Annotated in this window: 35 protein-coding genes; 22 read left to right on the top strand and 13 right to left on the bottom strand. The window is 61.4% G+C overall.

Translation table 11 applies throughout. The features are described from left to right. Positions 1-27 precede the first annotated feature (27 nt). The 4 genes from NFX52_RS05185 (at position 28) to NFX52_RS05170 (ending at position 5,791) form a co-directional block, all read left to right on the top strand. Positions 28-477 carry a hypothetical protein gene (locus NFX52_RS05185; protein ID WP_252635543.1) on the top strand — a complete coding sequence of 150 codons (450 nt, stop codon included), beginning with the start codon at positions 28-30 and terminating at the stop codon, positions 475-477. 1 nt (position 478) lies between these two features. After that, a complete protein-coding gene (locus NFX52_RS05180) occupies positions 479-1,138 on the top strand; it encodes a phage adaptor protein (protein ID WP_252635542.1) in 660 nt (219 codons plus the stop codon). A gap of 74 nt (positions 1,139-1,212) precedes the next feature. Further along, positions 1,213-3,723, top strand: a complete 2,511-nt coding sequence (locus NFX52_RS05175; RefSeq protein WP_252635541.1) for a hypothetical protein — start codon at positions 1,213-1,215, stop codon at positions 3,721-3,723. A gap of 259 nt (positions 3,724-3,982) precedes the next feature. Next, a complete protein-coding gene (locus NFX52_RS05170; RefSeq protein WP_252635540.1) occupies positions 3,983-5,791 on the top strand; it encodes a hypothetical protein in 1,809 nt (602 codons plus the stop codon). Between the two features lies 1 nt (position 5,792). Here the strand turns inward: NFX52_RS05170 and NFX52_RS05165 are convergent, their stop codons facing one another. The 6 genes from NFX52_RS05165 to NFX52_RS05140 form a co-directional block, all read right to left on the bottom strand. Then, positions 5,793-6,050: a hypothetical protein gene (locus tag NFX52_RS05165; protein WP_252635539.1), complete on the bottom strand. Its 258-nt coding sequence runs from the start codon at positions 6,048-6,050 to the stop codon at positions 5,793-5,795. A gap of 55 nt (positions 6,051-6,105) precedes the next feature. Then, positions 6,106-6,834: a DUF2569 family protein gene (locus tag NFX52_RS05160; RefSeq protein WP_252635538.1), complete on the bottom strand. Its 729-nt coding sequence runs from the start codon at positions 6,832-6,834 to the stop codon at positions 6,106-6,108. Positions 6,835-6,883: 49 nt separating this feature from the next. Next, positions 6,884-7,570 (bottom strand): Rha family transcriptional regulator, encoded by a 687-nt coding sequence (locus NFX52_RS05155; protein WP_252635537.1) that lies wholly within the window; start codon positions 7,568-7,570, stop codon positions 6,884-6,886. 10 nt (positions 7,571-7,580) lie between these two features. Next, positions 7,581-8,105, bottom strand: coding sequence for a hypothetical protein (locus NFX52_RS05150; protein ID WP_252635536.1), 525 nt, complete (start codon positions 8,103-8,105; stop codon positions 7,581-7,583). Between the two features lie 291 nt (positions 8,106-8,396). After that, complete coding sequence (locus NFX52_RS05145; protein WP_252635534.1) at positions 8,397-8,690, bottom strand: addiction module antidote protein; 294 nt, start codon at positions 8,688-8,690, stop codon at positions 8,397-8,399. Continuing rightward, on the bottom strand, positions 8,662-8,982 hold the full coding sequence (locus NFX52_RS05140) for a type II toxin-antitoxin system RelE/ParE family toxin (RefSeq protein ID WP_252635533.1): 321 nt from the start codon (positions 8,980-8,982) through the stop codon (positions 8,662-8,664). Before NFX52_RS05140 ends, NFX52_RS05145 begins: the two co-directional genes overlap by 29 nt. 111 nt (positions 8,983-9,093) lie before the next feature. Here NFX52_RS05140 and NFX52_RS05135 point away from each other — a divergent pair, with 111 nt between their 5' ends. Next, positions 9,094-9,399, top strand: a complete 306-nt coding sequence (locus NFX52_RS05135; RefSeq protein ID WP_252635532.1) for a hypothetical protein — start codon at positions 9,094-9,096, stop codon at positions 9,397-9,399. Here the strand turns inward: NFX52_RS05135 and NFX52_RS05130 are convergent, their stop codons facing one another. The 6 genes from NFX52_RS05130 to NFX52_RS05105 all read right to left on the bottom strand — a co-directional run bounded on the left by NFX52_RS05130 (position 9,400) and on the right by NFX52_RS05105 (position 12,454). Next, positions 9,400-9,549, bottom strand: a complete 150-nt coding sequence (locus NFX52_RS05130) for a hypothetical protein (protein WP_252635531.1) — start codon at positions 9,547-9,549, stop codon at positions 9,400-9,402. Continuing rightward, complete coding sequence (locus NFX52_RS05125) at positions 9,546-9,824, bottom strand: hypothetical protein (RefSeq protein ID WP_252635529.1); 279 nt, start codon at positions 9,822-9,824, stop codon at positions 9,546-9,548. Before NFX52_RS05125 ends, NFX52_RS05130 begins: the two co-directional genes overlap by 4 nt. Positions 9,825-10,468: 644 nt before the next feature. Then, the gene (locus tag NFX52_RS05120) at positions 10,469-10,930 is read right to left on the bottom strand and encodes a hypothetical protein (protein WP_252635528.1); all 462 of its coding nucleotides are present in this window, start codon (positions 10,928-10,930) and stop codon (positions 10,469-10,471) included. Next, a complete protein-coding gene (locus tag NFX52_RS05115) occupies positions 10,923-11,492 on the bottom strand; it encodes a hypothetical protein (protein ID WP_252635526.1) in 570 nt (189 codons plus the stop codon). Before NFX52_RS05115 ends, NFX52_RS05120 begins: the two co-directional genes overlap by 8 nt. Positions 11,493-11,555: 63 nt before the next feature. Beyond that, positions 11,556-12,278: a KilA-N domain-containing protein gene (locus tag NFX52_RS05110; protein WP_252635524.1), complete on the bottom strand. Its 723-nt coding sequence runs from the start codon at positions 12,276-12,278 to the stop codon at positions 11,556-11,558. Continuing rightward, a complete protein-coding gene (locus tag NFX52_RS05105; RefSeq protein WP_156358672.1) occupies positions 12,275-12,454 on the bottom strand; it encodes a hypothetical protein in 180 nt (59 codons plus the stop codon). The genes NFX52_RS05110 and NFX52_RS05105 overlap by 4 nt, the downstream gene beginning before the upstream one ends. A gap of 124 nt (positions 12,455-12,578) precedes the next feature. Here NFX52_RS05105 and NFX52_RS05100 point away from each other — a divergent pair, with 124 nt between their 5' ends. The 15 genes from NFX52_RS05100 to NFX52_RS05030 all read left to right on the top strand — a co-directional run bounded on the left by NFX52_RS05100 (position 12,579) and on the right by NFX52_RS05030 (position 25,309). Further along, positions 12,579-12,914, top strand: a complete 336-nt coding sequence (locus NFX52_RS05100; protein WP_252635522.1) for an Arc family DNA-binding protein — start codon at positions 12,579-12,581, stop codon at positions 12,912-12,914. A gap of 120 nt (positions 12,915-13,034) precedes the next feature. Continuing rightward, positions 13,035-13,436 (top strand): hypothetical protein, encoded by a 402-nt coding sequence (locus tag NFX52_RS05095; protein WP_252635521.1) that lies wholly within the window; start codon positions 13,035-13,037, stop codon positions 13,434-13,436. A gap of 9 nt (positions 13,437-13,445) precedes the next feature. Beyond that, the gene (locus tag NFX52_RS05090; protein ID WP_252635520.1) at positions 13,446-14,705 is read left to right on the top strand and encodes an SPRY domain-containing protein; all 1,260 of its coding nucleotides are present in this window, start codon (positions 13,446-13,448) and stop codon (positions 14,703-14,705) included. After that, a complete protein-coding gene (locus NFX52_RS05085; RefSeq protein ID WP_055396646.1) occupies positions 14,699-15,862 on the top strand; it encodes a hypothetical protein in 1,164 nt (387 codons plus the stop codon). The genes NFX52_RS05090 and NFX52_RS05085 overlap by 7 nt, the downstream gene beginning before the upstream one ends. Then, positions 15,859-18,159: a hypothetical protein gene (locus tag NFX52_RS05080; protein WP_055396648.1), complete on the top strand. Its 2,301-nt coding sequence runs from the start codon at positions 15,859-15,861 to the stop codon at positions 18,157-18,159. Before NFX52_RS05085 ends, NFX52_RS05080 begins: the two co-directional genes overlap by 4 nt. Further along, positions 18,156-18,593, top strand: a complete 438-nt coding sequence (locus tag NFX52_RS05075) for a hypothetical protein (protein ID WP_055396650.1) — start codon at positions 18,156-18,158, stop codon at positions 18,591-18,593. Before NFX52_RS05080 ends, NFX52_RS05075 begins: the two co-directional genes overlap by 4 nt. Before the next feature lies 1 nt (position 18,594). Continuing rightward, positions 18,595-20,415, top strand: coding sequence for a hypothetical protein (locus NFX52_RS05070; RefSeq protein ID WP_252635519.1), 1,821 nt, complete (start codon positions 18,595-18,597; stop codon positions 20,413-20,415). Between the two features lie 53 nt (positions 20,416-20,468). Then, on the top strand, positions 20,469-20,918 hold the full coding sequence (locus NFX52_RS05065) for a hypothetical protein (protein ID WP_055396654.1): 450 nt from the start codon (positions 20,469-20,471) through the stop codon (positions 20,916-20,918). A gap of 890 nt (positions 20,919-21,808) precedes the next feature. Further along, positions 21,809-22,663 carry a hypothetical protein gene (locus NFX52_RS05060; protein WP_252635518.1) on the top strand — a complete coding sequence of 285 codons (855 nt, stop codon included), beginning with the start codon at positions 21,809-21,811 and terminating at the stop codon, positions 22,661-22,663. Next, positions 22,660-23,238, top strand: coding sequence for a DUF4376 domain-containing protein (locus tag NFX52_RS05055; RefSeq protein ID WP_252635517.1), 579 nt, complete (start codon positions 22,660-22,662; stop codon positions 23,236-23,238). The genes NFX52_RS05060 and NFX52_RS05055 overlap by 4 nt, the downstream gene beginning before the upstream one ends. Then, the gene (locus tag NFX52_RS05050; protein WP_252635515.1) at positions 23,204-23,560 is read left to right on the top strand and encodes a hypothetical protein; all 357 of its coding nucleotides are present in this window, start codon (positions 23,204-23,206) and stop codon (positions 23,558-23,560) included. The genes NFX52_RS05055 and NFX52_RS05050 overlap by 35 nt, the downstream gene beginning before the upstream one ends. Before the next feature lie 40 nt (positions 23,561-23,600). Continuing rightward, positions 23,601-23,900 (top strand): phage holin family protein, encoded by a 300-nt coding sequence (locus NFX52_RS05045; RefSeq protein WP_055396662.1) that lies wholly within the window; start codon positions 23,601-23,603, stop codon positions 23,898-23,900. Continuing rightward, positions 23,897-24,535 (top strand): glycoside hydrolase family protein, encoded by a 639-nt coding sequence (locus NFX52_RS05040; RefSeq protein WP_252635514.1) that lies wholly within the window; start codon positions 23,897-23,899, stop codon positions 24,533-24,535. Before NFX52_RS05045 ends, NFX52_RS05040 begins: the two co-directional genes overlap by 4 nt. Further along, positions 24,532-24,741: a hypothetical protein gene (locus NFX52_RS05035; RefSeq protein ID WP_252635513.1), complete on the top strand. Its 210-nt coding sequence runs from the start codon at positions 24,532-24,534 to the stop codon at positions 24,739-24,741. Before NFX52_RS05040 ends, NFX52_RS05035 begins: the two co-directional genes overlap by 4 nt. Positions 24,742-24,763: 22 nt before the next feature. Beyond that, the gene (locus NFX52_RS05030) at positions 24,764-25,309 is read left to right on the top strand and encodes a hypothetical protein (RefSeq protein ID WP_252635511.1); all 546 of its coding nucleotides are present in this window, start codon (positions 24,764-24,766) and stop codon (positions 25,307-25,309) included. 3 nt (positions 25,310-25,312) lie between these two features. On the opposite strand, the gene NFX52_RS05025 is transcribed toward NFX52_RS05030, so the two are convergent. Further along, the gene (locus NFX52_RS05025) at positions 25,313-25,630 is read right to left on the bottom strand and encodes a hypothetical protein (protein WP_252635509.1); all 318 of its coding nucleotides are present in this window, start codon (positions 25,628-25,630) and stop codon (positions 25,313-25,315) included. A 79-nt stretch (positions 25,631-25,709) separates the two neighbouring features. Between NFX52_RS05025 and NFX52_RS05020 the strand changes: the two genes are divergently transcribed. Beyond that, positions 25,710-26,207 carry a crAss001_48 related protein gene (locus NFX52_RS05020; protein WP_252635508.1) on the top strand — a complete coding sequence of 166 codons (498 nt, stop codon included), beginning with the start codon at positions 25,710-25,712 and terminating at the stop codon, positions 26,205-26,207. A 74-nt stretch (positions 26,208-26,281) separates the two neighbouring features. Beyond that, positions 26,282-26,470, top strand: a complete 189-nt coding sequence (locus NFX52_RS05015; protein WP_252635506.1) for a hypothetical protein — start codon at positions 26,282-26,284, stop codon at positions 26,468-26,470. Positions 26,471-26,684: the final 214 nt, after the last annotated feature.

Raw genomic sequence — 26,684 nt, 5'->3', positions numbered from 1 at the left:
CTGGGGCGCCAATTTTGGAGAACTTGCATGAGCAGAAAACCCGCAGTGGATGCGACCGACGAATACCTGGGCCGCACGGACAGCATGGAGTTTGGCGTAGTGCCCAATTTCAGTGCCGAGCTTATTGATGCCCCGGTGACGATGGAGGGCGTTGATCTTGAGGCGTTCATGAATGAGCCCGTGATGGTCACCGTGCTGTCGGGCAGCAAGGATCATGAGGCCGTGTATGTTCCCGTGTCGGTCAACGGCATCACGCAGATGTTCAAGCGCGATACCCCCATGGTGGTCAAGCGCAAGTACGTCGAACGCCTGGCCCGCGCTAAGGAAACCGGCTACGACCAAACCGTCGATGACCGTCTTGGCGAGCGCATGAACACCTTGCACAACCGGCACAGCCTGCGCTACCCATTCCAAGTGAACCGCGACGACAACCCACGCGGCGCCGCCTGGCTGCGCTCCATCCTGGCGGGCCGTTGATATGACGCTGTCGGAGTTGATCACGCTGTACCGGGCGCAGGCGCAGGACACAGCAGAGCCCTATTTCTGCTCCGACGAACTGTTGACCATCTACGCCAACGAAGGCCAGGACGAAGCCTGCCGCCGTGGGCAGCTGCTGCGCGATGCAGCATCGCCCCTGTGCGCGGTGGCATACGCGCAGGACGCTGAATCGGTGGCGCTGGATTATCGGGTCTGGACCGTTCTGCAGGCATTCGTAAACGGGCAACAGGTTGACGTGGTGGGCGCCGACGAGATGGCTGCGTTCATGCCAAACTGGACCGCACAGGCATCCAGCGCAAAGCAGCCGACGCGGGTGGTGACCGGTGTCACCGCTGGCCGACTGCATCTGTGGCCCATTCCTAGTGAGGCCGGGCAGATCAAGCTGCATGTGCTGCGCCTGCCGCTCAATCGCATGTCCAATGTGAACGACAGGCCAGAGATCCGCCAGGAAGCCCACCCAGCCCTGGTGGAGTGGATGCTGTACCGCGCGTACAGCCGACAGGATGCTGACCTTGGCGACCCAACCAAAGCCGCGACTGCCCTGCGCAAGTTCGTTGCTGAATTTGGCGAAAAGCACGGCGCCCGCAATGAGCAGTGGATGCGCGACCGCGACACGCACGCTCCCGGCCCCATCGCCTGACGCCCCCAGTAGGGTTCGCCAGAACCCATCCCAATCGGGAGACTTGGCGGCAAGACACCCCGAAAGGCTCACCGATGTACGGCTACCAGCCACCGGCAGCGCGCCGTCTCGCGCAAACCCCTGAACAATATGCAGACGGCGGCCTGGTTGCGCGCATGAAAAGCGCCGATGCTGGGCCTGCTGCGTTTGGCTCGCGCGGCCTGAGCCAATTGCGCGAAATGATCCCAAAGATGGCCGCGATGGGCTACCCACAACAAGCCCAGGCACCAGCTCCAGCCCCTGTATCCGACCCACGCGCTGCCCAGTTGATGGCCATGATCCCGAAAATGGAAGCCATGGGTTTCAAGCAACAGCCGCAGATGCTAGCCCGTGGCGGCATGGTGCGCGGCCCTGGCACAGGAACAAGCGACAGCATCCCAGACGAAGCCGAGCCGGGCACGTTCATCATGCCTGCCGACAGCACCGAGGCCATTGGCCCGAGCGCGCTGGAAAAGCTGGGCACCATGCCCGTGCGTCTCAGCGACGGTGAATTCAAGATCCCTCCCGAACAGGTGATGGCGTTGGGCGCTGCTGTGCTCAAGCTGTACAAGGACGCCACGCACACACCCGTGAACGGCGAAGACGGCGGGCAGACCGACGCCGAGGTGGACGACGATGACGGCGCCCGTGGCTTCAACCCAGCCGACCGCATGGCGCAGATGCCCCAGATGTACGCAGACGGCGGCATAGTGGACCCGAACCGCCCCAACAGCTTTGGCGATGCCGCAGCGGTGACGCGCGATCCTGGTGTGACCCAGGTGGATTCCGGCTATCAGCCTGGAAACGGAACGGTCAGCGTTGTGCCATCGCAGCCCGTCGCACCACCTGCACCGACACGCCCACCAAACACGGTGGTCAGCATGATCAACCCTGAGTGGGACCGCGTCGCCAAGCAGCAGAACGCGGCAGCGCCTGCTCCACAGAATGCAGCGGCTGCGCTTGCTGCGCCTCCTGCTCCGGCAGCGGCACCAACTGCGCCCACTCCAGCACCGCAACCAACGGCTGCCATGGGCTGGTTGGACCGCAACAAGCAGCGCAATGCCGAAGTGTCGGCGGCGTCCATCACGAACCGGCCCGAGTGGAGCAAGACGCCGATCAAGCCTCCCGCACAGCCACCTGAGCCCACGCCACCCGCACCGCCGCCAGTCGATTCGCGCATCTCCATGCCGCAATCCACGTTCCAGAGCCGTGCAGCCTATGGCTATCAACCGCGCCGGTATGCGGACGGTGGGATGGTCGAAGACGACCTGCAGAAACGCCTGATGCAGATTACATCTAGCGCACCTCCTGGCTGGAATGGCGGCGGCGGCGGTTCTGGCGGTGGTGGGGGCGCCGGAGGTGTCACGGGCAGCTGGGAAGCGCCACAAGCCGCGCCAGCACCCGCACCTTCGCAACCCGCTGGCGCCCTTACGCGCGCTGCATCCATGTCGGCTCCGGCTCCAGCAGTGCAGGCCATGGGCACATTGCCATTGAATCCCAACGGCGGGCAGGTCAGCACGCAGAGCATGGGTGCCGCCGATGGGCTTGCGCGCCGTGGTGCTGCCGATGCCTTGGCCCAGATGCCAAACGCCCCGGCTCCAGTGCAAGCGCCTACCGTGCTGACCAGCGAGAACAGTTGGCAAAAGCGCAACGACCTGCGCAATGCCCTGGTGAGCGCGTCCTCGATCACCGCAAACGGTGGCCGGTTCGACCGCAACAAGGGCGAATCTCCCGAATCGCTGACCTACCGCGCCATGCTGGGCACCGACCAAGCGCTCCAAGCCAGCGCGCCGGGCCTGGCCCAGGCTGCCATGCGGGAGCAGGGTGACACCCAGCGCGCGGGGCTGCAGGTTTCGGCAACTACCGCAGAAGGTGCTGCCAATCGGCAGAACGACTTTGTGCGGACCCTGTTGAAGGAGCAAGGAGACAACACGCGAACCGGATTGACCAACCAGGCTACGCTGGATGCAGCAAAGATTAAGGCCCAGCAGGAGCTCGCGGAGCAGCAGCGCAAAGCCGCCCTCAAGAATCCCGAGATATCGACCGCCTTGCGCAAGGAATTCGAGGGTCTTCCAGAGGTGAAAAACTACAAGCAGGCGCTGCCAGCTTACAAGGGCATCGAGGATGCGGTGACGCGCAACACCCCAATGTCTGACATCAACATCGTGTACGGCATTGCCAAGCTCTACGACCCGAACAGCGTGGTGCGAGAGGGTGAATACGCCACTGTGGCCAACGCTCCAAACATCCCTGAGCGCGTCAAGGGCTGGGTGCAGTACGCCACCAACGGCGGGAAGCTGACGCCCGAGGTGAAGAAGCAAATCATGGATGAGGCCAGCTCTCGCATGATGTCGTTCCAGAATGAGTTTGAAGGCTCAAGCGCCCGCTATCGCGACATTGCGGAGCGGTCCAACGCCGACCCGACTCTGGTGATTTCGAGCGACTACAAACCAGCAGTTGCCAAAAAGGAGGATCAAGCGGCGGTGCCACCGCAGATCGCTGAGTTGCAGCGGCGCGCCGCTTCCAACCCGGCGCTCGCTGCGCGCCTGAAAGAGATGGGGTACTGAAATGGCGACACCTGATTTTTCCGGAATGAGCGACGACGATCTGCTGGCTTCGGTAAAGCCGCGAGCGCAGACTCCAGCCAGCACACCTTCTGCTACTCCAGATTTCTCCGCAATGTCGGATGACGATCTGTTGGCCAGTGTCAAGCCAAAGGCTGCTCCAGCACCAGCAGCACCACAGCGATCCCTTGTTGACAGCGCAGCACGCGGCTTGGGCATCGGCGTACGAGGCGCAGTTCAGGGTCTGACCGACCTTCCCGCCATGGTCACAGACAACCTGATCGCCAAGCCCATCAATGCGGGGTTGAACGCAGTCATGGGTGAAGGCCAGGGGCCGCGCATGAAGATGTTGGGAGAAGCCACGGGCGACCTGCTGACAAAGGCTGGACTACCCACCGCAGAGACGGCGAGCGAGCGCGTGGTTCAGGACATAAACCGAGGCGGCGCTTCTGCACTGACGGGGATTGCCACTGGCGCCGGGCTGGCAAATGCCGCAGGTGGAGTTACCCAGGCGGTTGGCAAGACGTTGTCTGCCGCGCCGCTTGCACAGGTTGCCAGCGGGGCATCCGGCGCAGGGGCGCAGGGCCTCACGCGCGAAGGCGGGGGCGGTGAGGGCGCGCAGTTCGCCGCCAACGTTGCTGGTTCACTGGCGCCATCCGTGGTGCCGTTCGTGGCTCGGTCTGCCGTGCGTGGTGCGCTGCGCGGCGGTGAGGCTGGCCGCCAGCGGGTGGCCGAGAACATCAAGATCTTCGAGGAAGCATCGGGCACGGTGCCCACCATGGGGCAGGCCACGCAGTCGCGCACGCTGCAGGCGGCGGAAACCGGGCTGTCCAACGTGATCGGCGGCTCTGGGCTCATGGCGCGCCGTGGCGAGGTGCAGGCAAAGGCGCTGGAAGATTCTGTTCAGGCGCTGTCGCGCGAGTTGGCGCCGGACGCTACGGGCTGGGGCGCGGGCGAAGCTATCACCAAGGGCGTGAACGCCTTCAAGGACAGCGTGGAGACCACGCAAAAGCAGCTCTATGGCAAGCTGGACGAGTTCATCCCGGCGAACACGCCTGTCAGTGTCAATCGCACGCAGGAAGCGCTCAAGGCGTTGAACGAGGGGATCGAAGGCGCGCCCAACATCTCGCAGTTCTTTCGCAATGCCAAGATCGGCAACATCGAACGCGCCATGCTCAAGGACGTGGAAGGCGCCACGCTGGCCAACGTACCGCCCGGCATGTCGTCCACGGGTGTGACGCCCACTGCAGGGCAGTTGCCTTACCAAGCCATCCAGAAGCTGCGCACCCTGGTAGGACAGGAAATCTCCGAGAACTCTCTGACAAGCGACGTTCCAAGGTCGAAATGGCGCGCCTTGTACGCCGCCCTCAGCGATGACCTGGGCACGGCTGCCGAAGCTGCAGGCCCGCAGGCACAGCAGGCATGGAGCCGGGCGAACCAGTACACCCGTGGCAGTATGCAGCGCCTGGACCAACTCGAATCCATCGTGAACCGGGATGCGCCGGAGAAGATTTTCAAGGCCGCGACCACGGGGCTTTCTGACGGTGGCACGCAGATCAACCGCCTGATGAAGTCCATGCCAGAGGAAAACCGCCGCGAGGTGGCCGCCGCCGTCCTGCAGCGCCTGGGCCGGGCCAAGAACTCCAGCCAGAACGAGATGGGGGACGCTTTCAGCAGCGAGACGTTCCTGACCAACCTTGCGGCAATGTCGCTGCCTGCGCGTCGGGCGCTGTTCTCGAATTCCGGGTTTCCGGGTTTGGAACAGAAGATTCAGACCATGGGGAAGATGGCTGCCAACCGGCGCGAGGGTGCGCAGGTGTTTGCGAACCCATCGGGGACGGCGCGGCAGATCGGTCTGGGGGCCTGGGCCAGCACGCTGATCGGCGGCTTGGCAACAGGAAACCCAGTGATGATTTCGGGCGCACTTGCGGCGCCAGCTAGCGCCAACGTGCTGGCGCGCGGGTTGACTTCAGAGAAGGCTGTCAGGGGACTTGCAGAGCGGACTACGCTCAATCCAGCGGCAGCGCCTGCGGGCTTGGCGGCGCTGGCAAGAGAAGACCGGGAGCGTTGAGCTACTTTTTACCGGCCTTGGAAATTTCCACGATGGCGTATATCAGCACAGCCGCCGCGACCGCCCACCCGATGACTGGGACGGATATGCACAGGTATGTGATGGCGGCAATGGCTGCGACCACCAGAAGGAACTTGCCAACGCCTTTCGCCAGCCCAAACCAGAACCCAAACAGTTCAGCGTCTGCGTTGCGGCCCTTCAGCAGCTCTTCAGACTCTGAAAGAGACATGGGCGGGCGGTGGGGGTCGAACTGGGCCATGCGTGCACTTTATCAGGTTGGCCTCTTTGCAGATGTCAACGTGACAATTTCAAACTCACACGCCGTAGAGCCACCTGTACAAACCGAACGTCAACAACACCAATCCAATACCCGCACCAAGTGGCGGAATGTTCATCTGCCGCAATGGCCCGGCCATGCTCCCATTTGCGTAGGTCATGCGGACCCTTGAAGAAAACTGCAGGTAGCAATACCACAATGCGCATCCCACGAAGGCCTTGGCGACCCCTTTTGCGCCTTCCTCTCGCAACACCGACATTACTTCAGGTGGAAATCCTTGAATTGTGGAGAGCGCAACGAGTTGCACCAATGACATAAAGAAGACCGCCACTAGATAAACCTTTGCAAACACTACCGCGCTGGCAAACCGTTTCCAGAGTAAATATGCCGCCATCATTCCCAACCCTGCGGTAAGAACTCCGCTTGTGGCTTCTATTCCGAACAATTGCCGGAACTGCGGGTACTGCGCGTAAAACGGCGCTACTTCAGCATACCCAGCCCGAATGTTTCCAAGAATGATCAAAGGGTTGAGAAAACCAAGAAGCACGCAAAAAAAGCGAAGCCAGCCATAGACCCCGAGGATTTTGGAATCTGTGATTGGCGCTTTGATTTCAGGCTCTACAGATGCGGTTGGCTCTGAGGTTTGGGGCTTCGCTTCTGTGTTCAGCAAGGCCCCTGGCGCTGTCTCTTGCCAAGTCGGCACGCCGCACTTGTAGCAAAAATTGGCCCGATCTGAGTTTGATGAGCCACATTGAGTGCAGAACATTTTTCCCCTCCTGCCCCAACTCTATCAGGAGCAGTAGGGAACGGGTGATTTACGCCGCTATTCGCGCCTGCCCGGCCCGCCTTTGCAGACGCTGCATACAGGCAGATGCCATCTCGATCAAATCAGAGTTGGAACGCAGGCATTCCCCGCCCTCCACGTCCTTGACCAATCTCGGCCAAGGGGCGGCAATGGCTCCGACTTCCATCGGGTGCACGTAAGCCAGCAAGTTCTTTGCTACATCCTCACGGAACGTGATCATCCAGCGGTCGTCTTTCCAGTCGTCGCCGCCAGACATAACGGCGTTGAAAACCGCGTTTTGCACGAATGCGGCTGCTTGCGTCGCAGCGTCAAATGCTGCGCGGGTGCGGTCTGCGTCGTGGGCGGGCTTCTGAAGTTCGGCCTCCATCTTGTTGAAGGCGTCGATGTAAGCCAACTTCCACTGCAGCGCTTCCTTGCCCGTGAAGCCCATGGCCAGGAGGGTGAAACCGTCGCGGGTGATCCGGTAGCAGGGCGAGGGAATAGGAGCGCCACCGCTAGGATTGGCGCGGGTTTCGACCGTGCGCGCAAAATTGCGCTGACGGTCTGCGGGCATTTCCGCGAGCAGGTTGCGAATGGCGCGCAGTACGTCGTTGTGACGCTTGCCGAAGTGCTCGGCCAGTTGAATGCTGGTGGTTGTGACCACGCCGTCATCGGTGGACAGTTCGGGGGTTACGATCGCGCAGAGTGTCTTGGGCATGATCGACTCCTTACTTGACTGTCACGAACGTAACGGATTGAGGAATCGCCACCTTTAAAACGGGGGCGACCGCTATCCCATGCGAGCAGCCGAATACACGCATGTATCGCGCCAATTGCTCAAGTGCTGCTTTATCGAAGAAGTCACGCTTCACCTCAACCGGTGAGACAACGCCATTCCATTCGACCCAGGCATCAGGTTGGTGCCGATGATCTTTTGCCGGTGGGGTGATGATTCGCGCACCCGGAAGCAGGGCGGAGACATTTTCACGAAAACGGTTTTGGGTGCCGCCGATCTCCGAGCTGTCGATTATCGAATGCCACGAGGTTTGCATCCTCGCCGCCCCGTATAGATCAAGCATGTCGCTACGCTCGTCCCCCTCCGGCATATGGGCAATGATTGTCATCGCCTCGCGGTAGCCTGCCTCCTGCATTTCGCGGGATTCGCTCTTGAGAACGGCAATAAGGAGCCGTATCGCAATGGTCGCTTGAGGGCCGAATGGGTGAAACACTTGAGAATGCGCCGCGCTAGTCATTTTTAGCTCCTGGTGGTCAAACTGTTAAGCCACTACCAACCGCCAAGAAGGTGGTGACCCAGAGCGGGATTGGCGGACCGGGACCACGCGGAGCGTAAACCGGCGAGCCTTGCGGCTCTCCCACCTGGGCCACCGAAACTGGTTGCGCCAAGGCATGAAAAAAGCCGCTGACTGCGGTGTCGAAGCGGCTTTTGGGCCGCGTGGTCTTTCCGGGCCGCCAAGCCCGTATCCCCGAAAGGACAGCGCCAGTGTAAGCGGGAAGTGGGGCGTGGCGCAAGGAGTAGGCTCTACTCAGACTCGCACGGGCTCCAAAGTCAGCTTGAACCCCATTGCGTGGATGACCTTGAAAAGCGTGTCTGAACTGGGGGCACGTTCTCCGGACAGGCTCTTGTAAAGGCTCTCTCTGGACAGTCCTGTTTCCTTTGCAAGCTGTGTCATTCCACGCGCGCGGGCAATGTCGCCAAGCGCTGCAGCAAGCTCCACGGGATCACCTTCCTCCAGGACTTGGCGCAAATACTCGCCCACCTCGACATCTGTGCCGAGGTAGTTCGCCATATCAAACGGGCGGGTCTTGATCTTGCTCATTTTGCAACTCCATGGCCATAGCTTGGGCCTGTTCAATGTCACGCTCTTGGGTCGATTTGTCACCACCGCCGAGCATCACGATGATTGCTGAGCCCTGCTTCAGGTAGTACATGCGCCAGCCAGGGCCGAAGAACTCGCGCATTTCCCATACGCCCTGGCCAACTGACTTCACATCGCCCAAGTTCCCGCGTGCAGCCTTGCCTAGGCGACGGCGCAACCTGATGCGCGTTGAGAGGTCACGAATGCCGTCAACCCACTCCGCAAACGTTTCGGTTTCAAGGACGCTGTACATGGTGTGATTGTAGCCGCGTGGCTACGAATTGCAACCCATGAAAGCCCCTGGGATACCCTCGCGCCCCCAGTGGGGTTTTCTGAAATCTTGTCTTCGCTCAATCATTGCGCCATGGCACACACCTACACCAAACTACGAGCCCAGCAGTCTGGATCTATCGCTTGGCGGAAACGCAAGCGCATGCGCGCTGCAAAGGATGCGCTCGCCTGCATTTCCCAGCAAGTTGTGGATGCATGGGCGAGAATCAGGGCGGAGAACCTGAAGGAATTTCAGCGCTGTGCTGGAAACTACATCAGAACGGAGCAGGAAAAAATAGACCGCTATATCCAGTCACTCAGCCCAGAAAAGCGAGAAGCGTGGGAGCGATGGAAAGCCGCTGTGGGGGTGCAAAAGCCCCCACACGAGGACTTTCGTTGATCAGTCTCGGTAGAGCACAGCCGCGCCGTATCGGCGACGGATCACTTCCAGAGCCCGCTGCGCCCGATCCATGCTGGTGTACCAGGGCGTTGCCATCTCCACGCCGGAGCGCTTGAAGATGACGCAGCGCTTGATGGTGGCGGCGCTCATGCCGCAACCTTTCGAGACTTCCGCACGCGCCGGGGCTTGGCTAGCAGCCGCAACTTGAACGACTGAAATTCTGTGTCGGCCTGCGCCATTGTCAATGGCGTAACCGGCGTGGACTGAAAGACCCGCACCACACCGTCAGAAATCAGGCCCTGAGCCAGAAGTTTGTCCCGTGGAGACAGGTGTGGGGTGCAGGCGATTGCCGCTAGCAATGCTGCTGCACGCTGGGCTACCGTTTCGCAGCCTTGCAAAAATTGATCGCGTGTTGTATCGTTCATCTCGATTCCTACTCTTGCGTGAGGGGGTTTCACCTTGAAGGCCTGTCGAGTTCCAGTCGACGGGCCTTCGCCTTTTGTGGGGCTGATCCCACTGAAGAACCACCTGTTGCCAAGTGGCTCCCCGCTGTTTACAGCCCATGTCCTGCCGCATCCAACCTCGCCTGGCCGCGCCCGAACGCGCTCGCGCCGCAGATGCTGATCGCATCAGGTTGCTCCCTCTCGCGAAGAAGCAGCCTGCTGTTGACAGCCCATGCCTGACCTTACCTGCCCGAACCAAATCTCGCCATACCGTAAGGCGCCGAAGATGCTTACCGCATCCCACAGCCCTCTCTCTCGAAAGGGCTGGGAGCTGTTGTCAGCCCTTGCACTACCGTGCCGCGCCTTTCCGGGCCGCACCTCACCTTGCCAGACCGAGCCTGGGCCGGTCATATCCAGGCCTTGCTGCGGCTGATGCTTAACCGCATCCCCAAGCACCGCACGCGATGCTTGAGGCTGTTGTCAGCCCATACCCTGCCGATGCGTACACCAGCCGACCAGACCAAACCTGACCCGACCGCGCCCTGCCTAACCGCGCGATACCCGATCAAACCGATCCATGATGCTTTTGCATCCACAAGCCCTCACCCGGAAGGCTTGCAGCTGCGTCACTTCAACACCGTGCGGGTCATGCCTCGCAGTTGTGACACCTTCGCCACGGCGTCCGAGTTCTCCCGGCGTTGCTCGTCGCTCAGTTCGTGCAGCCGCACGTGGCGCAGCCGCTGGCCCACGGCGCGGAAAGCCTTGCCCGCATCCCGCTCAAACTCCTTGGTAGCCAGGCCTGTCTGCTCGCCCGGTGTGGCCCAGCGGTAGCCAGACCCCCGCACTGGCTGCAGGTATATCTGGTGCTTGGTCAGCAGCTCGTGCTTGAACTGCTCTACGTTGGACATCAGATCTAACTGGCGGCGCTTGAACTGTGTTTCTGTCAATCGATGGCCTTCCAGCGAGGTCATTCCGAAGTGCTCCAACAACCACCCGTGCGAAACGAGGTCGCCGTATTTGTGTTCGGCCATGAAGTCCACTACCGCCTGTTTCCAGCGTGGGGACAGAGAGATTGCTTCATCAGACATAAGACACCTCAAAACGGCCAAAGCGTGGGCGGTACTCGCAGGTTCCGATAAGAGCACCACCGTCTTCAATGGCCTTGCGTGCTTCCTGCATGTCCAGCACTTCGGTGTTGATGGTTACCGACAGTTCGGCGGCCCAGTTAAGGAAGATGGGGCGGTAGCGCATCAATTTCGCGGCGCCGACCTTCACGCCACGGCAGTCCACGAAGGCGGGGTTCTCCCACAGCGCATCAGGGGTGTCTGGGCCGTCGTGCAGCAACTTGACTTTGTTCTCCAGCACCAGGGCGCCGCGCTTCCAGCGCACCCCGTTTTTCTGCAGCTTCGCGCCGCCCAGAAAAGTCGCGTCGAGGTTTTGGCCTGGGACGAAGAATCCGTCTGCGGCGCTCCAGTAGCAGCCCGCCACGAACTCGCTACGCGCGATAGCCAGATGGTCGTCATCCGTCTTTTTGCGCTTGGAGGTCAGTTCCTTGTGCGCCTTGGTCACCGCCGCCAGGGGATTGGCGAGAGTGTCGGCATGCATCATCAAGGGGCTGGTGCCGGTTATCTTGATCTTGAGCTGTTCCATGGTGTTCTTTCTTGCGTGAGAGTTTTCAAAGTGCTCGACAGGAGTTCCAGTCTTGACGGGCGTTCAGGGGCGGACGTTCATCAGTTGAGCAACACTGTGCGCTGCGTGATCACAAGAATCGGCGCACGCTTGATTGCCGCGCTGGTTCTTCACCTCGATCCGCTTCTTGGCTACCAGCTCGCTCATGGCCGTCATGATCAGTTGGTCGGAGTTCATGACGTTGCGCAGGTTGGTTGTCTTGGGCAGGCCGCGCGCTGCGCAAACTTCGCTCTTCTTGCCGCCCAAGATGTTCTTGTAGATTGCATTGGTGCAATCTGCGAATCCCTTCCCGGCGACACCATGGGCAGCCAGGGTGCTAGTGAGCTGATTGCGGGCTACGGTCCCTTGAACTCGTCGGGCGAGCCATTCGGCGTCTTTGGGCGCTGCCTTGTCTGCGATCTCGGCCGCGAGGGTCACATCGCCCGACTTGTATCGCGCAAAGACCTCGTTGACTTCCATGTGGAGCACATCGCTGAGGTATTTCGCGTAAGCCAGTGCTATTTGCCAGTGCGCATAAGTGCCGCCGGACTTTCCCCGTGACGTGGCGTAAATATGTCGCTCCGACATATTCAACTGCGCGCCCACGAAACCAATGAAGTGCCGCCCATCCCTGCGCGCCCAATTGGATGGGTCCTGCTTTCCTTGCACAAGATTTGCCGCCTTGCCTGCTTTGAACATGTCTGTCAGGCTGACCAAGCCATCATCGTTCGTCTTGACGGGCTTTCCGCAAACTTGGAGCGCCTTCATGCAGGTACTCCTTCCGGCTGCAGCGTCTTGGCGCGAGCTTCTTCCAAAACTTTGTTGATCACCCAGTTAGCTGAGCGCTCCTGCCCAGCAGCTTGGCTATGCACCCACTCGTGGAGTTCTGGCTTCAGTCGTACCTGCACAGGCTTGGGTAGATAGTTCACATGTTTCGTGTTCATTTACATCCTTTCGTATGGCATTGAGCCATGACGCAACTTTAATGGCTTTGAGCCATGTTGTGTTGGGAAATTATGGCTCTGAGCCATTGTTTTTTTCTATGGCTCGACGCCATATGATGTGGCCATGGCTGAAGACAGAACTCCCCAAGACGCTGACAAGTACATCGTTCGTTTCCCGGAGGGGATGCGTGAACGTCTGAAGAACTTGGCAAAGGCCAACAATCGAACGCTGAACGCTGAAATCATTGCGCGTCTTCAAGCCAGCTTCGCCGAGCCAGCTCAAGACGTTGATCGTGATGCTGCGATTGCATCAAGCACAGCAGAGGCCATGCTGAAGGCTCTAGACCGGGCGAACGAGCACGGCAAGTTGCTTCTGAAAAAGGTGGAGGCCATTGAGGCCCGCCTGATTCAGCCAGAGGGCGCGAGTTTGTTCAAGGCTGGCACACCCAGAGTTCGATAGAGAGCCGCGCAGCACGGTACAGCCCGCCACGCGCGGGCTTTTTCGCGCCCCCCAGTAGGGTTCGCCCAATACACCCATCGTCGGAACACTGCAAGGCATTCACCTCGCAGGAGTTCCCGAATGGCCAATAAGCTTTATCCTCTTGGCGCCCAGAAGATCCTTGGCGCCGTCAACCTCTCTACGGACACCATCAAGGCGGCGCTGCTGTCTGATGCCTACACCTACAGCGCCGCGCACGAGTTCCTGTCGGATGTGTCGGCAACCGTGCTCGACACCGCAGTAACCCTGACCTCCAAGTCCATCACGGGCGGCGTGTTTGATGCCGCTGATGCGGTTTTCACGCTTGTAGACCCGGGCGCAAACGCGAAGTTTGTGGTGCTCTATGTCGATACCGGCGTGGCTGGCACATCGTCGCTGCTCTACCTTGTGGACACTGCAACGGGCCTGACCATGACCACCAACGGCGGCGACATCACCGCACAGTGGGATAACGGCGCCAACAAGATTTTCTCGCTGGTGTAAGGGGCCGCAATGGCCGACCTGGTCCCCACCACGTGGAACCCTGCCGACAAAGACGCGACGGTCACCCTCAGCGGTTCTGACCTGACAGCCGCGTCCACGGCGGGCGGTGTCCGCTCGGTCTTTGGCGCCACGTCAGGGAAGTTTTACTGGGAAATCACCGTACCCGACAACGTCGGGCAGATGGTGGGGATTGGAACCGAGGCCTACAGCACCGGCAGCTGGCCTGGCAATGACGCTGAGTCCTGGGCGTTTGATGTCAGCGCTGGCATTCTGTACAACAGCGGTTCGAGTCTTGCGACGCTTTCCGGGTACGCAGGGGTCACGGTCATCAGCGTTCTGCTGGACGTCGACGCCCAAACTGTGCAACTTCTGCTCGATGGTGACGCACTCAGCGGCCTGTTGATTGCTAGTTTTGCCGGTAGAACCGGGGCGCTGATGCACGCGACTTTCGGGTACGCTGGCAGCGCGACAGCCAATTTCGGTGATACCGCCTTCGTGTACACCCCGCCGGTTGGGTATGAGGCTGGTTTTGGGTTAGATCCTGACCAGTTCCTGCAGGTCCCGGGCGTCAAGGTCTTCACGGCTGGCTCGCCATCTGTCATTCGCGGCCCCAACCAGGTTATCGGCGTCAGCGGGCTTGCGGCCTTCAAGGCTGGCACACCGGTCGTTCAGCTCGGCTATCCCGAGACCATCCTGCCCAGCGGCGCCAGTGTGTTTTCCGCAGGCGCTCCCACGCTGCTGCCGTACTCCCACCGGACGGTGCAAGTCGCTGGCGCCTCATTGTTCCAGGCGGGCTATCCAACCATTGGGTACAACCCCATCGTGGGCGGGATGGGGTTTATTGCGCCCCCCGGGGTGAAGGTGTTCACCGCTGGAACGCCGACGATGGCTGCATCGGCATCCATCCAAGTGAGTGGCGCGTCGGTGTTCTCCGCTGGCACGCCGACATTGCACACCACGTTGGGAGTGACAGGGACTTCTCTGCTGTCTACCGGGACGCCCACCATTGGGGTGGGCCTGGGCGCCGCTGGCGTCTCGGTGTTCCGCGCGGGCACCCCCAAGATGAACGTGACTGTTCAGCCGCAGGGACAGTCGCTGTTGCGCGCTGGGCTACCCAAAGTTATCGCTGGCGGATACGTGATATCGCCCCCCGGAGCCGCTGTGTTCACCGCAGGCACGCCGCGCATCTCCAACATGACCATCCACCCCTGGGGCAAGTCGCATTTTCGCGCCGGGACGCCCAAGCTCCTGCGGGGGACGAAATGCTGACTTTCGAAGGCTTCACCGGCATCAACAATCAGGTGCCAGCCCATCGGCTCAAGGGCTCCGACCTGGTTGCGGCAAACGACGTTGACATTGGGTTGACGGGCGAGATACTGCGCCGGGGCGGCTATGCCAAGACCGACACCGACTGCCACAAGAACGTGCACCAGTCGGCTGGCTACAAGCTGGCCACAGTCGAAAGCGATCTGACGGCCATCCACCCGAACGGCGACCGCCACATCATCTATGAATCGCTGGGCATGTCCCGCGTCTGGTACACCGACCTACCGGACGGCCGCACAACGTTCAGCAATGGTTTGATCAACGGCATCACGGACGGCCTCACCGGCAGGGCGTGGTCAGTGCCTGTGCCTGCATCGCTTGGCGTTGCGCGGGCGATTGGGGGAAGCATGTTCCCCGGGGCCTACACCTACCACCTGACGTTTCGGCGCAGCGATGGCGCCGAGAGCCCGGCCGCCAGTGCTGATGCGCTGCAGATTGACTCTGGCGGCATCTACCTGTCCGGCCTGCCCATGCTGGACGGCCACACGCTGCAGGTCTATCTCAGCGGCCCGAACGGGGAGGGTGCCTACCTGGCAGGCAGCACGGCCAACGACGAATTCCAGTACACCGGCCCATCGACTGACCTGATCCTGCCCTGCCGCACCATCGGCACGGTGCCCATGCCGGTTGGCACCATCAGCGCATTTTGGCGCGGGCGGCTGCTGGTGGCGCAAGGCCGTGTCTTGTGGGCTTCCCGCCCCATGGCACCGCACCTCGCGGAGTGGCGCGACTTCCGGCCCATGCCTGCCGACATCACGGCCATCCAACCTATGGACGGCGGGATCTACGTGGGCACAGAAGACGACTTGATCTGGCTCGGTGGCGACACCTTCGACCAGCTGGCCTATGTGCCGACCAAGCGCGGCCCCGTGGTGCTGGGTTCCGGCGTGGCCGCGCCAGGCGATCAGATCAAGCTGGGCGACGGCACCGGGGTGGGCAACGCCATGCTGTGCATTGCTGGTGGCAAGATCGTGGCCGGGTTCAACGGCGGGCAGACATCGAGCCTCACCGGTAATCGGTACAAGACCACGGCCACGGAGGTGTGCTCCACGTTCCGCGTCCTGAACGGCATCCCCCAATACGTCGCGGTGCCGCAATGACCATCTGGAACCCGCTGTTTTTTACCCCCACGGGGCAACCAGTCGGCGCAGTGGCGCCGCCGACCTTGCGCGTGTATGGCGCCATGGCCACGGCCGCGCAGGTGGCGATGGCGCAGACGGCTTTTCAGAACTTCACGGCGAGCGCGCGCTTGTCTGCGGCCCCTAACCCCACGGGCATTGGAGCACTGCCTGATGGCTCGCGGTTCAGGATCTTCGTCGTCGGCAACCAGAGCATCATGGAACTCTGGACGGCGGGCGGCGTGGCCCCTGGCACTGGCGTTTTCAGCGGCATCCTGTTCCGGGACCACAACATCGTCTTGGTCAACGATGGGACGGTGGACGTAGCCTTGAAGCAGTGGGTGATTCGGGACGTCACCAGCGTCCCCACCTTGACTGGCTATTTCAACGCATTCGCCAACCAGTCCCTAGCCCCGTACAACACGCAGGCCATCGTGGCGCCGTCGTCGATCATTCCGGCACCGATGCGCTACATGTACCGCAGTGCCGAGATAGTGGCGCGGTACGGGCACAACTACGCCAACTACATCTGGCCTATCGGGGTCAATGCCGCGCGCGACAAGTTCATCTCGCTGGTTTACGGCGTGGGTGGCAGCCAGGCATGGAGCATCGTCTATTCGTTCGCCGTGGATGTGGAGTCCTTGTTCAAGGACTTTGGCGCGCCGCTGGGCTCGGTGCCGACCGTTTCCCTCGATTACGACTCTGCCGTGGAGATGATCGCGCAGTCCCCAGGCGATCCAGATGTTTCCATTTCAGGCCCCTACATCCGCAAGGATGGCGCCCAGGTGCTGTTTCGCAAGTACGTCAGCAGCAACAAATACACGGAGGCCGATGCTGGCTTTCTGTTCCGGGTAAAGCGCATCGACCGCGCCACCGCAAGCCGAAGCACCGTCAATGGCGCGATCACCGTGCCGAACACGGTGGTTCGAATGAGCTTCAAGAACATCGACCAGACGGCCGTGGTGTTCGATCGCGACGGAGATTCGTTTGTCGGCCCGACCGTGGTGCACACCGTGCCCCAGGACGACATCAGCGCCGAAGGGCTTTATTCCGGCACGTGGGATGGCGCGCAGTCGGCCATTGTCACCAGCGACGATGTGGGGGTCCACGTTGACTACAAGAGCGGGCCTTCGCGCGTCATCACCAACGAGTACACAGACACCGAGGGCGACGACCCAGCGCACAGGGGCAGTGAGGCCATTGCTGGCCCCATCAGCGGGCGGTTCACCCGCATTGAAAAGACCTACGACTGCCAGCCGCATTTCGTGGCCGGTGAGATGGTGCTGCTGCCGCGCGCCAAGGTGACTTCGCACGAATCGGAGTGCACGGGCAGCGTCAGTTACAGCTACCTGGATGGGTATTTCGACTTCGAATCCACCCACACCGGCCCCCATGAGCCTGGTCAATTGACCGAGGCCAAGGAGGTGCACCTGCTGTCCAACCAGTCGCCATCCAGCAGCCTGCACATTGATGAATATCTCACGCTGAACGATGGCTCGCGGTTCTACCTGGTCAAGTATGACTACGTGGAAATCGGGACGGTGGACACCGAAGAGCACTACCTGAACAACGTCATCGGGGAGCCCGCGCAACGATACGGCCAGGACTCCAAGGCGTTTCAGTACACCGTCCAACGGGAGCAACGGGAACTGCTGGTGTACGACCCGGCCCTTGATCTGCTGTGCTACTTGGAGTGCACATTCCAGGCCACGCGGAGTTTCAGCCAGTTCTTTGCCTGGGAAAGTGAACCCGACACCAGTTCGACCTACACCAACTCGGGCGGCGGCGGGCTTCCTACAGCTCCCACGCCAAAACTGGTCATCAAGTGCAAGTCCGTCGAGATCCGGCTGGACGTGCCTTTCAACTCAGGCAATTTCAACCTCGCCAGCCTGCTGCCTGCCACGGGGATTTCGCCCTACGCAGACCCAAACGGCGACCTGCTGACCTCGCAGGGCTTCCCGGGCTGGACGATTCAGGAATCCGCCGCGATACCCGAATTTCTGCTGGCCGACACCTTCTTGCTGGATGGTGAAAACCGCTCTGGTGACTTCAACGTTTCCGGCGTGCGCGGCCTTGCTCCAAGGATCGTGACCCGGGTTCCGACCGTGGAGTACGTCAAAACCCCGGTGACGGGCGGCGCCTACCTGCGCGCCACACTGACCGTTGACGGTTCTTCGGTGTTGGACAAGGCCTATCTGATCGACGGAACCGGCATCCGGCCCGTGCAAAACGTGTTCCCGGCTTTCAACGTGGACAACGAAAAAGGAGTGCCATTTTGACCGCCATTGTCTGCAACACCCTTCTTGGAGCCGTGACCGAATACACGGGGCACGCATTCCAGAGCATCACCCCCACACACGCAGGTTCGTCGGCTGGGCTGTTCGAGTTCGGCGGCGAAACCGACGACGGCGCACTGATCGTGGCCGACATCCGCTTGCCGTCCACGCTGCGCGAAACCACGCTCAAACAAGCCATCGACATGGTCTATGTGTCGGCCGTGGGTAGCGGATGCCTGCGCTTCACGGTGCATGGAGCCCGGCATTCGTGGGCCTATTCGTTCCCGCTGCGCCCGAGCGGCCAAACCCGGTGCCAGGTGGGCAGGGGCATCCGGGAGAACTACCTGGGGTTCAGCCTGAGCAATCCGGCCGGACAGGCGTTCTCACTGGACCGCGTGGAAATCCTCAACCTCGCATCGAAGACAAGGAGGGTCTGAAATGGCCACGATTGACAATTTCAACTTTGACGGCCCGGCATCCATCGTCGAGGACAAATACGAGCGCTCCATTGAGCTGGCCGAAGAAGCCTTGGGGCGCGTGGATGAGTTCGTTGCCAAGCTGACGGACAACTTCTACCAGCCGCCCACGGTAAGCGTGCAATGGCAATCCATCGCCGCGCCAACACTGCCAGAGCTTCCCACGACCCCCACGCTGCCATCGGTGGAGTTCGTGGAGCCCACCGGCAAGCCCACGCCGTTCACGGAATCGCTGGGCAGTGTCGCCATTGATGACATGACCCTGGAGATGCCCGAGCTGAACTTCGGCGTGGCCCCGACGCTGAACATTGGCCAGGCGCCCGCGTTGCCAGAGGTCCGCGAAGTGGCGGTGCCGGACGCCCCCGAGGTGGTGCTGCCCGACCTGCCAACATTCCTGGCGCTGCAGACCCACACCTTCGGCGGTATCAACCTGCACGAGGACCGGCTAGCCAAGCTGGACGACATCCCCGAGCTGTCGATTCTGCAGCCCGCCCCGCTCTCGTTCACGCCGAACGCGCGGTATGCCTCGCAGCTTCTGGACAACCTCAAGGCCCGGCTGAACGAGCGCATCCAAGGCGGGACCGGGCTCACCGCTGCCGACGAGGCCGCGATCTTTGGCCGGGCGCTGGACCGCGAAACCAAGGTGGCGCTGGCCCGCGAGCAAGAGGTAATGCGCGCAGCGGAGGCTATGGGATTCCCCTTGCCATCGGGCGCACTTGCCGGGCAACTTGCCGACGCCCGCCGCGAATATCACGAAAAGCTGTCCGGCCTGTCACGCGACATCGCCATCAAGCAAGCCGAACTCGCCCAGGCCAACATGCAGCAGGCAACTGACCTTGCACTGCGCTTGGAAGGCACGCTGCTGGAGGACGCCTACAAGATGGAGGTGCTGGCCATCGACGCCGCGAAGGCCGTGGCGCAAAACGCCATCGACGTGCACAACGCCGCCGTGGAGCACTACAAAGCCTTGCTGGCGGGCTACCAGGCCTATGCCAACGCCTATGACACCGTCATCAAGGCCGAGCTCAATAAGGTGGAGGTGTTCAAGGCGCTGTTGTCGGCCGAGCAAACAAAGGCCGACATCAACAAGTCGCTGGTGGACCGCTACAAGGCCGAGATCGAAGGCCGCATGGCTGCGGTGGAAATCTACAAGGCCCGGGTGAGTGCAGCCCAGACCCTGGTGGAACTGGAGCGCACGCGCATCCAAGCCGGTGCCGAGCAGGTGCGTGCCTTCGTGGCCACCGTCAACGCCGAGACTGCCAAGGCCGATTTGTACAAGGCCACTATCAGCGCAGAGGGCACCAAGGCCGAGGCATTCGGCGCCCTGACGCGCGCCTATGGCTCCAAGGTGGGCGCACAGGCCGAGAAGGCGCGGGCCGAGGTGGCGAAGTTCCAAGCGCTTGTTTCCGCCAAGGGCCTGGAGTGGGATGGCTGGAAAGCGCAGGTAGCGGCGCAAACCGCGAAGGTAGATGCTGCAGCCCGCCAGTCCAACATCATGATGGACGGCTACCGCGTGGCATCTGCTGCCCTGGAGTCGAAGGCTGGCATGTTCACTCGTCTCTGGGAATCCAAGATCAAGGAGTACGAAGCCGGGATGAACATCACATTCCAAGCCGCCAAGCAGAACGCCGAGGCCGTGATGCACGCAGGCGATGCGCGACTCGATGCCAACAAGGTGGCCCTGGCCGCCATGTCGCAGCAAGTGGCCAGCGCCTGGACGGCAGTATCTGCATCGGCGCAGATCAGCGGCAGCTCTTCATTGCAGATTTCGCAGACCATTTAAACGCCCCCCAGTAGGGTTGGCGCCCATGCCCTGCAGTCGGAACACTGCGGGGCATGACTGTTACCCCGTCCACGCTCACTATCGAAATTCACCAGGGCGCGTCCCTGATCGAAGACTTCGAGCGCGCGTTCTACCCGTATGAAGTGGTGTGGGACTGCGGGCAGTGGTTGAAGAAGTGCACCGGGCTGCCAGCCCCGGATGCTGACCGCGTGCTGGAGGATTACACGGGCTGCTCTGCGGTGGCTGTAATGGTTCCCGAAATTGGCGCGCCAGAAGACGACGAGATCTTCACCCTGTCCACGGCTGACGGGACACTGATTCTTGATGAGGCTTGGATTCGCTTTCGGCTGTCGCCAGCACAGACGGCGGCTTTTGCATACGGCGACACGCTGCCTGCATGGAAAACCTGCAAGGCCTATGTCTACGTGACGCGGGCGGATGGCACCGTTGAGCCGCAATACCTTGTGACTTTCAACCTGACCCAAGGGACACCGATCCCATGAAAACGGTTGTCATCCCGCCACCAGATACCCCGGTGGCAGAGCGCCTTTCGTCTGTCGTTGTCTACCGCGAGAAGGATGGCAGCTGGACAGCGACACCGCAGGGCGCCGGGAAGACGTTCATCGTGTCTCGGGCAACTGGCGGCGGTGGTTCGGGTACGGGGCCAATCGGCCCCACGGGGCCAACTGGTGCCACTGGAGCGACGGGAGCAACCGGCGCCACAGGAACAACTGGCGCTGCGGGCGCCACCGGGGTGGCGGGGGCAACTGGTCCTACTGGTCCTACTGGAGCAACTGGCGCGACAGGCTCTACCGGGGCCACAGGTGCGACTGGCAATGCCGGGGCTAGTGGTCCAACGGGTTTCACAGGGGCGACGGGTTTGGACGGCCCCACCGGCGCAACGGGTGGCACCGGGCCGACTGGAGCAACGGGAGCTACTGGCCTGGATGGTCCGACTGGTGCGACTGGGGCCACTGGCGGTACTGGGCCAACAGGGGTTACCGGTGGCACTGGTGCTACTGGTGGCACGGGACCCACTGGCCCCACGGGGGCGACAGGCGCAACCGGCGGGACCGGTGGAACTGGCCCAACCGGTGCAACGGGAAGTAGCGCTTATGAAGTCGCAGTGGCAGAGGGCTTCGTGGGTGATGAGGCCGCATGGCTGGCATCTTTGGTGGGGCCCACTGGGCCTACCGGTGCGACGGGTGCAACGGGAGCCACAGGCGGCACCGGCCCTACGGGCTCTACAGGCGCCACCGGGGCGACTGGGCCCACGGGTGCGACGGGTGCTACTGGAGCAACCGGGGCCACGGGTGGCGCCGCAGACATCGCGGCCGAGATTCATGCGGCCACCAGCAAGGCAACCCCGGTCGATGCCGATGAGCTTGGCCTGGTGGATAGTGCGGCCGCGAACGGTCTCAAAAATCTGACCTGGGCGAACCTTAAGGCAACGCTGCTTGCCTACTTCCAGGGCTTGTTCCGCGAAAAGCTCACGGCAGCCCGCACGTACTACGTGCGATCCGATGGCAGCGACAGTAACAACGGCCTGGCCAACACCAGCGGCGGCGCATTCCTGACAATCCAAAAAGCAATTGACACTGTTGCGGCACTGGACCTCGGAATCTACGACGTGACCACGCGGTGTACAGGCGCATTCACTGCCGGCGCGACCCTCAAGACTTTGGTCGGTGCGGGCAAGCACATCATCCGCGGCGCTGCCGACGACACAACGACGATGACCGTGACGGTCGCCGGCGGGCATTGCTTCTATTTTGGCGACTCTGGCTTCTCAGGCGCGTACCAGTTGCAGTACATGAAGCTGTCAACCACGACCAGCGGCAACTGCATATCGGGCGCTGGCGGCGGCGGCATTGTCTTCTTTGGCAACAACGATTTCGGCCCCTGTGCTGGTGCACATATACAGGTATCACAGGGGCAGCTAGTGCGGGCCATGGGGGCGTACACGATCTCCGGGGGCGCGGCGGTGCATGCAGGCGCATATGACACCGGACTTTGCCGCCTGAGCAACTTTGCCGTAACCATCACTGGCACTCCGAATTTCTCAAGCGCGTTTGCTGTTGTCGGGCGCATGGGCGTGTTGCATGCATACGGGGTGTCGTACTCTGGATCGGCTACCGGGGTCAGGTACTCAGCAGACTCGAACGGAGTTATCGGAACTAGCGCTGGGGACACATTCTTCCCAGGCAATGCTGCAGGGACAAAAACCAACGGCGGGCAGTACGTATGACATACACGTATCAACTAACGAACGAAGGCTATGTCCGGCGCTCGGACGGGGTCAGGATTTCCACTTACGACACGCCCGAGAACCCCAACTCGAACCCTGATTTCCTTGGTTACTTGCAGTGGCGCGATGCGGGCGGGGTGCCGGTGCCAGCCGAACTCCCGCCCATCGCAGAACGCCGCGCTGCAGTGTGGGAGCGCATCAAAGCCGAGCGCGACCGCCGCGCAGCCATGGGGGTGAAGGTAGGCGCGCACTGGTTCCACAGCGATCAGAAAAGCCGCACGCAGCAGCTCGGGTTGGTGCTGCTCGGACAGAGCATCCCGGCTGGGCTGCAGTGGAAAACGCTCACGTTCACGCCGCCTCCTGTCTTTGTGACCATGACACCGGCCCTGGCCGTCGGCATCGTGCAGAGCACCGCCGCCAGCGATACAGCCATCTTCACCGCAGCCGAAGTGCACCGCATGACCATGGAGGCCAGCGCAGCGCCGCAGGACTACGACTTTTCCACGGGCTGGCCCGTGTCCATTGAAGAGGAGGCGCACGATGCAGGCATCCAGTTCGACGGCAACGCGGCTTAGGAACGTGTGGGCGCTGGCCCTGGAGTACCTACAACAAATTTTTATAGCACTCGACCAACTTGCAAACGCGCTGATTCCACCGCTCGACGGCACGATCAGCTACGCCGACGAAACCCTGTCAGCACGCAGCTACCGCGCGTGGCGAGACGGGAAGATCCTGGGCAGGCTGACCATGAAGCCCATCAACCTGCTGTTCATCTGGCAGGGGCCAGACCACTGCAAGAACGCCTACACCAAGGAGTTCGAGCGCAAGAACTACCCGAGCGAGTACCACCCGCCAAACGGTCCGCGCTACACGTCGCGAAACAACGCCCCCCAGTAGGGTTCGACCGCATGTTTCATGGCCCGGATCATCCGGGCTCATGAAGACAGAAACCCTCGAAGCCATTGGCGCGGCCGGGAACAAAGCCACGATCTTTGGCGGATCGATGGCTGTTTTCGGCAAGCTCTCATCCACCGACATTGCGGCCTACATAGGCGCGGCGGTGGCAATCATCGGCCTGCTGATCACTTGGTACTACAAGCGCGAGGCGTTCAAGCGGACGGCGCGCTACTACCAGTTGAAGGAGCAGGAAAGCCAGCTGCGCATGGAGATGATGCGGGCCACGGGCAGGCCGATCTCTAGCAATACGGATCTTGGCGAGCTTGGGGCAGACGAATGAGTCGCGTCCCCGCCCAACTTAGAACCAGCATCGCGGCCCTGGTGCTGCTGATCGGCGCGGGTGGCGGGGCCTATTACGTGGACGAAGCCGCGACACGCGAGGCCAATACCAACGCCTACATCCAGGCCGTGGCCGCTGACCCCGAAGTTTCGGACGCCATCCGCATTGCGATGGTGATGGCCAGCTTCTACGAATCCAGCAATCGCCACATCGGCACACCCTACGTGGACAAGCTGGGCAAAGGCCGCCCGCTGACCGTCTGCAATGGCCTGACCGGCAGAGAGGTGGTGGCTGGCCGCTACTACAGCCCCGCCGAGTGCTACCGGCTGGAGAAGCGCCGGTATGTCGGCTACGAGGTGGAGGCTGCGCGCCTGCTCACGCACTGGAAGACCTATGACCCTTTCCAGCAAGCCACGTTTCTCGACTTCCTCCACAACAAGGGCGAAGGCAACTTCTTCGACAGCACCATGCGCCGAAAGGCCAATGCCGGTGACTGGCTGGGTGCCTGCCGAGAAAACACGCGCTGGAACCGGGGCACGGTCCAAGGTGTGTCCACCGTCCTGCCAGGCCTGCAGCTGCGCGGGGATTCCAACGACGAGATTTGCCGCACTTGGCGGCTTGGAGCGCCAGCATGAAGAACATTGCACTGATCCTGTCCGCCGCCGCATTGCTCACCGGCTGCGCAACCACCAAGGGCCTTGAAGTTTCTGCCGACGATGCCAAGGAGTGCGCTGAAGTTGGTTGCACGCCGTGGTCTGAGCGCCAGCTGGAAGGCTTGGCAAAGCACTTTTTCAGCCTGGGCGTGAAGGCTGGCATCCAGCGGCAGAAAGGGAGCATCTGATGAATCCCATCCTGATCGCAATGTGGTGGTTCTGGTGGAGGGCGTGGCGGTGATCCCCGGCCTATACACCTACGTGGCCACAGCCCTTGCCGCTGGCGCCATTGCGTTTGCTGGTGGCTGGAAGGTGCAGGCGTGGCGCTACGACGCGCAGATCGCTGGCATACATGCCAAGCACGCAGAAGCCAGCCTCAAGCGCTCCGAAGCCGCGCGCGCCGACGAGACGAAAACGGCAGGCAAGGAATCTACCCACGCCACCGCCACACAGGAGAACTCCGATGCCTTCACCACTTCGCAACCTGTGCGCGATGCCATTGCTCGCGCTGATCTTGCTCGCGTTGAGCGGCTGCGCCTCGATGCAGACCGCCGAGCCGCCACTTATCGCGCGCAAGCCCAAGCCGACGACGCTGCCCGCCGCGATCTCGCAAATCGACTTGAAGCCTTCGACCGCCACATTGTCGAGGGGGCAGGAGTGGTTGCAGAACACAGAGAAGCTCTTGCCCGGCGCGACGCAGAGGTAGTTTTGCTGCGCGGACAGATTGATGCAGACCGGGCGCTGATGGCGCCTTGATGGTCACGGCTTCTGTAACTGGAAATCAGGAATGTCCAACACCGGTATCGACGGAGGCTGAATGTCGAACGAAGGAATGTCGATTGTCGCAACGTCAAATTCCGGGGGCTTCATTGCAGGTATGTCCGGCAATTGCCTTGCCATTTCTTGCACAAGCGGGTGGTCCTTGTTGAATACCGCTCGCTCAGCAATTGCGATGTATGCGTCCACTTTTGCATGGTACACATCCATGAGGCAACGGTTTCGCTCCATTGGAGCCCGCGCTTCCTCTGCGCGGCGTTCCAAGTCTTGCTTCCAGAAGGTTTCCCATTGCGGATTCATGGCTCGGATTCTCCACCGATTGCCAGCATCTTTCAACCCGTCCCGGCCGGTTGCCGGGTCAACACACTGAGAAACCCAAATGGCAAAGTTCACAAAGAAGCCCGTCACCGTTGAAGCCATCACCTTTCAAGAGCTGGTGGACCACGGCCGCAGGGTGGCGCCGGAATCGATCAACGGCGGGATGCCCTGGTCCTTCACCTATGTCGGGCACCACATCAGCCACGAGAACGACACCTGCTACCTGATTCCGACACTCGAAGGCACCATGAAAATGGGCCCGGGCGACATGCTGATTACGGGTGTGAAGGGTGAAATCTATCCTTGCAAGCGCGACATTTTCGAGGCGACCTACGACGCCGAGCCATCACCAGCTGCCAGCACGCATCCGCCACACCAGCAGCGCGTGCTGGACGAAAAGCGCGAACTGGACGAGCGCCTCTCCAAGCTGGACGCCTTCATTTTGGACAACCCATTGTTCACCAAACTACCTCCCGACGAGCAGGAGCGCCTTGCCCAGCAGTCGAAGGCCATGGCCGTCTACTCCGGCATCTTGGACGAGCGGATCGCCTGCTTCTGATCACGTCGGCAAGGCCCGCCCCGGTGCGCCGGGATGGCCAAGTGGTTCGCCCAGCCAGGCCGACACCAAACACCATGACCTGGCTTGTCGCCTCCACCGACGACGGAATCCACATCACACCGATGGACGACTACCGCCCGCACGACTACACAAGCAAGTGCTGGTGCAGGCCGGTCGAGGATGCGGAAGATCCGGACATGTGGATGCACAACAGCTTGGATGGGCGCGAGGCGTTTGAGACGGGGGAGCGGCTGGTGTCGTGATACGCAACACCGTCACCAACAACGAAAGAATGCGGCCTAGATCGCTGGTTAAACATACAGGATTGCGAATCGGAAAACGTCTCGCAGCCCGCATGAATCCTTGATTTTCCGAACAGCTTAGAAGGCTATTGCTCTATCCAGTTGAGCTACGGGCAGTAGACAAGCTTTTTGCAGAGAAGCGCCTACTTGCTTGTATTGCAAAACATTTCGCAAC

It is taken from the genome of Acidovorax facilis (assembly GCF_023913775.1).
GTDB classification, from domain to species: domain Bacteria; phylum Pseudomonadota; class Gammaproteobacteria; order Burkholderiales; family Burkholderiaceae_C; genus Acidovorax; species Acidovorax facilis.
The sequence above is the reverse complement of the archived record's forward strand: the minus strand, read 5'-3'. Positions and strand labels throughout refer to the sequence as shown.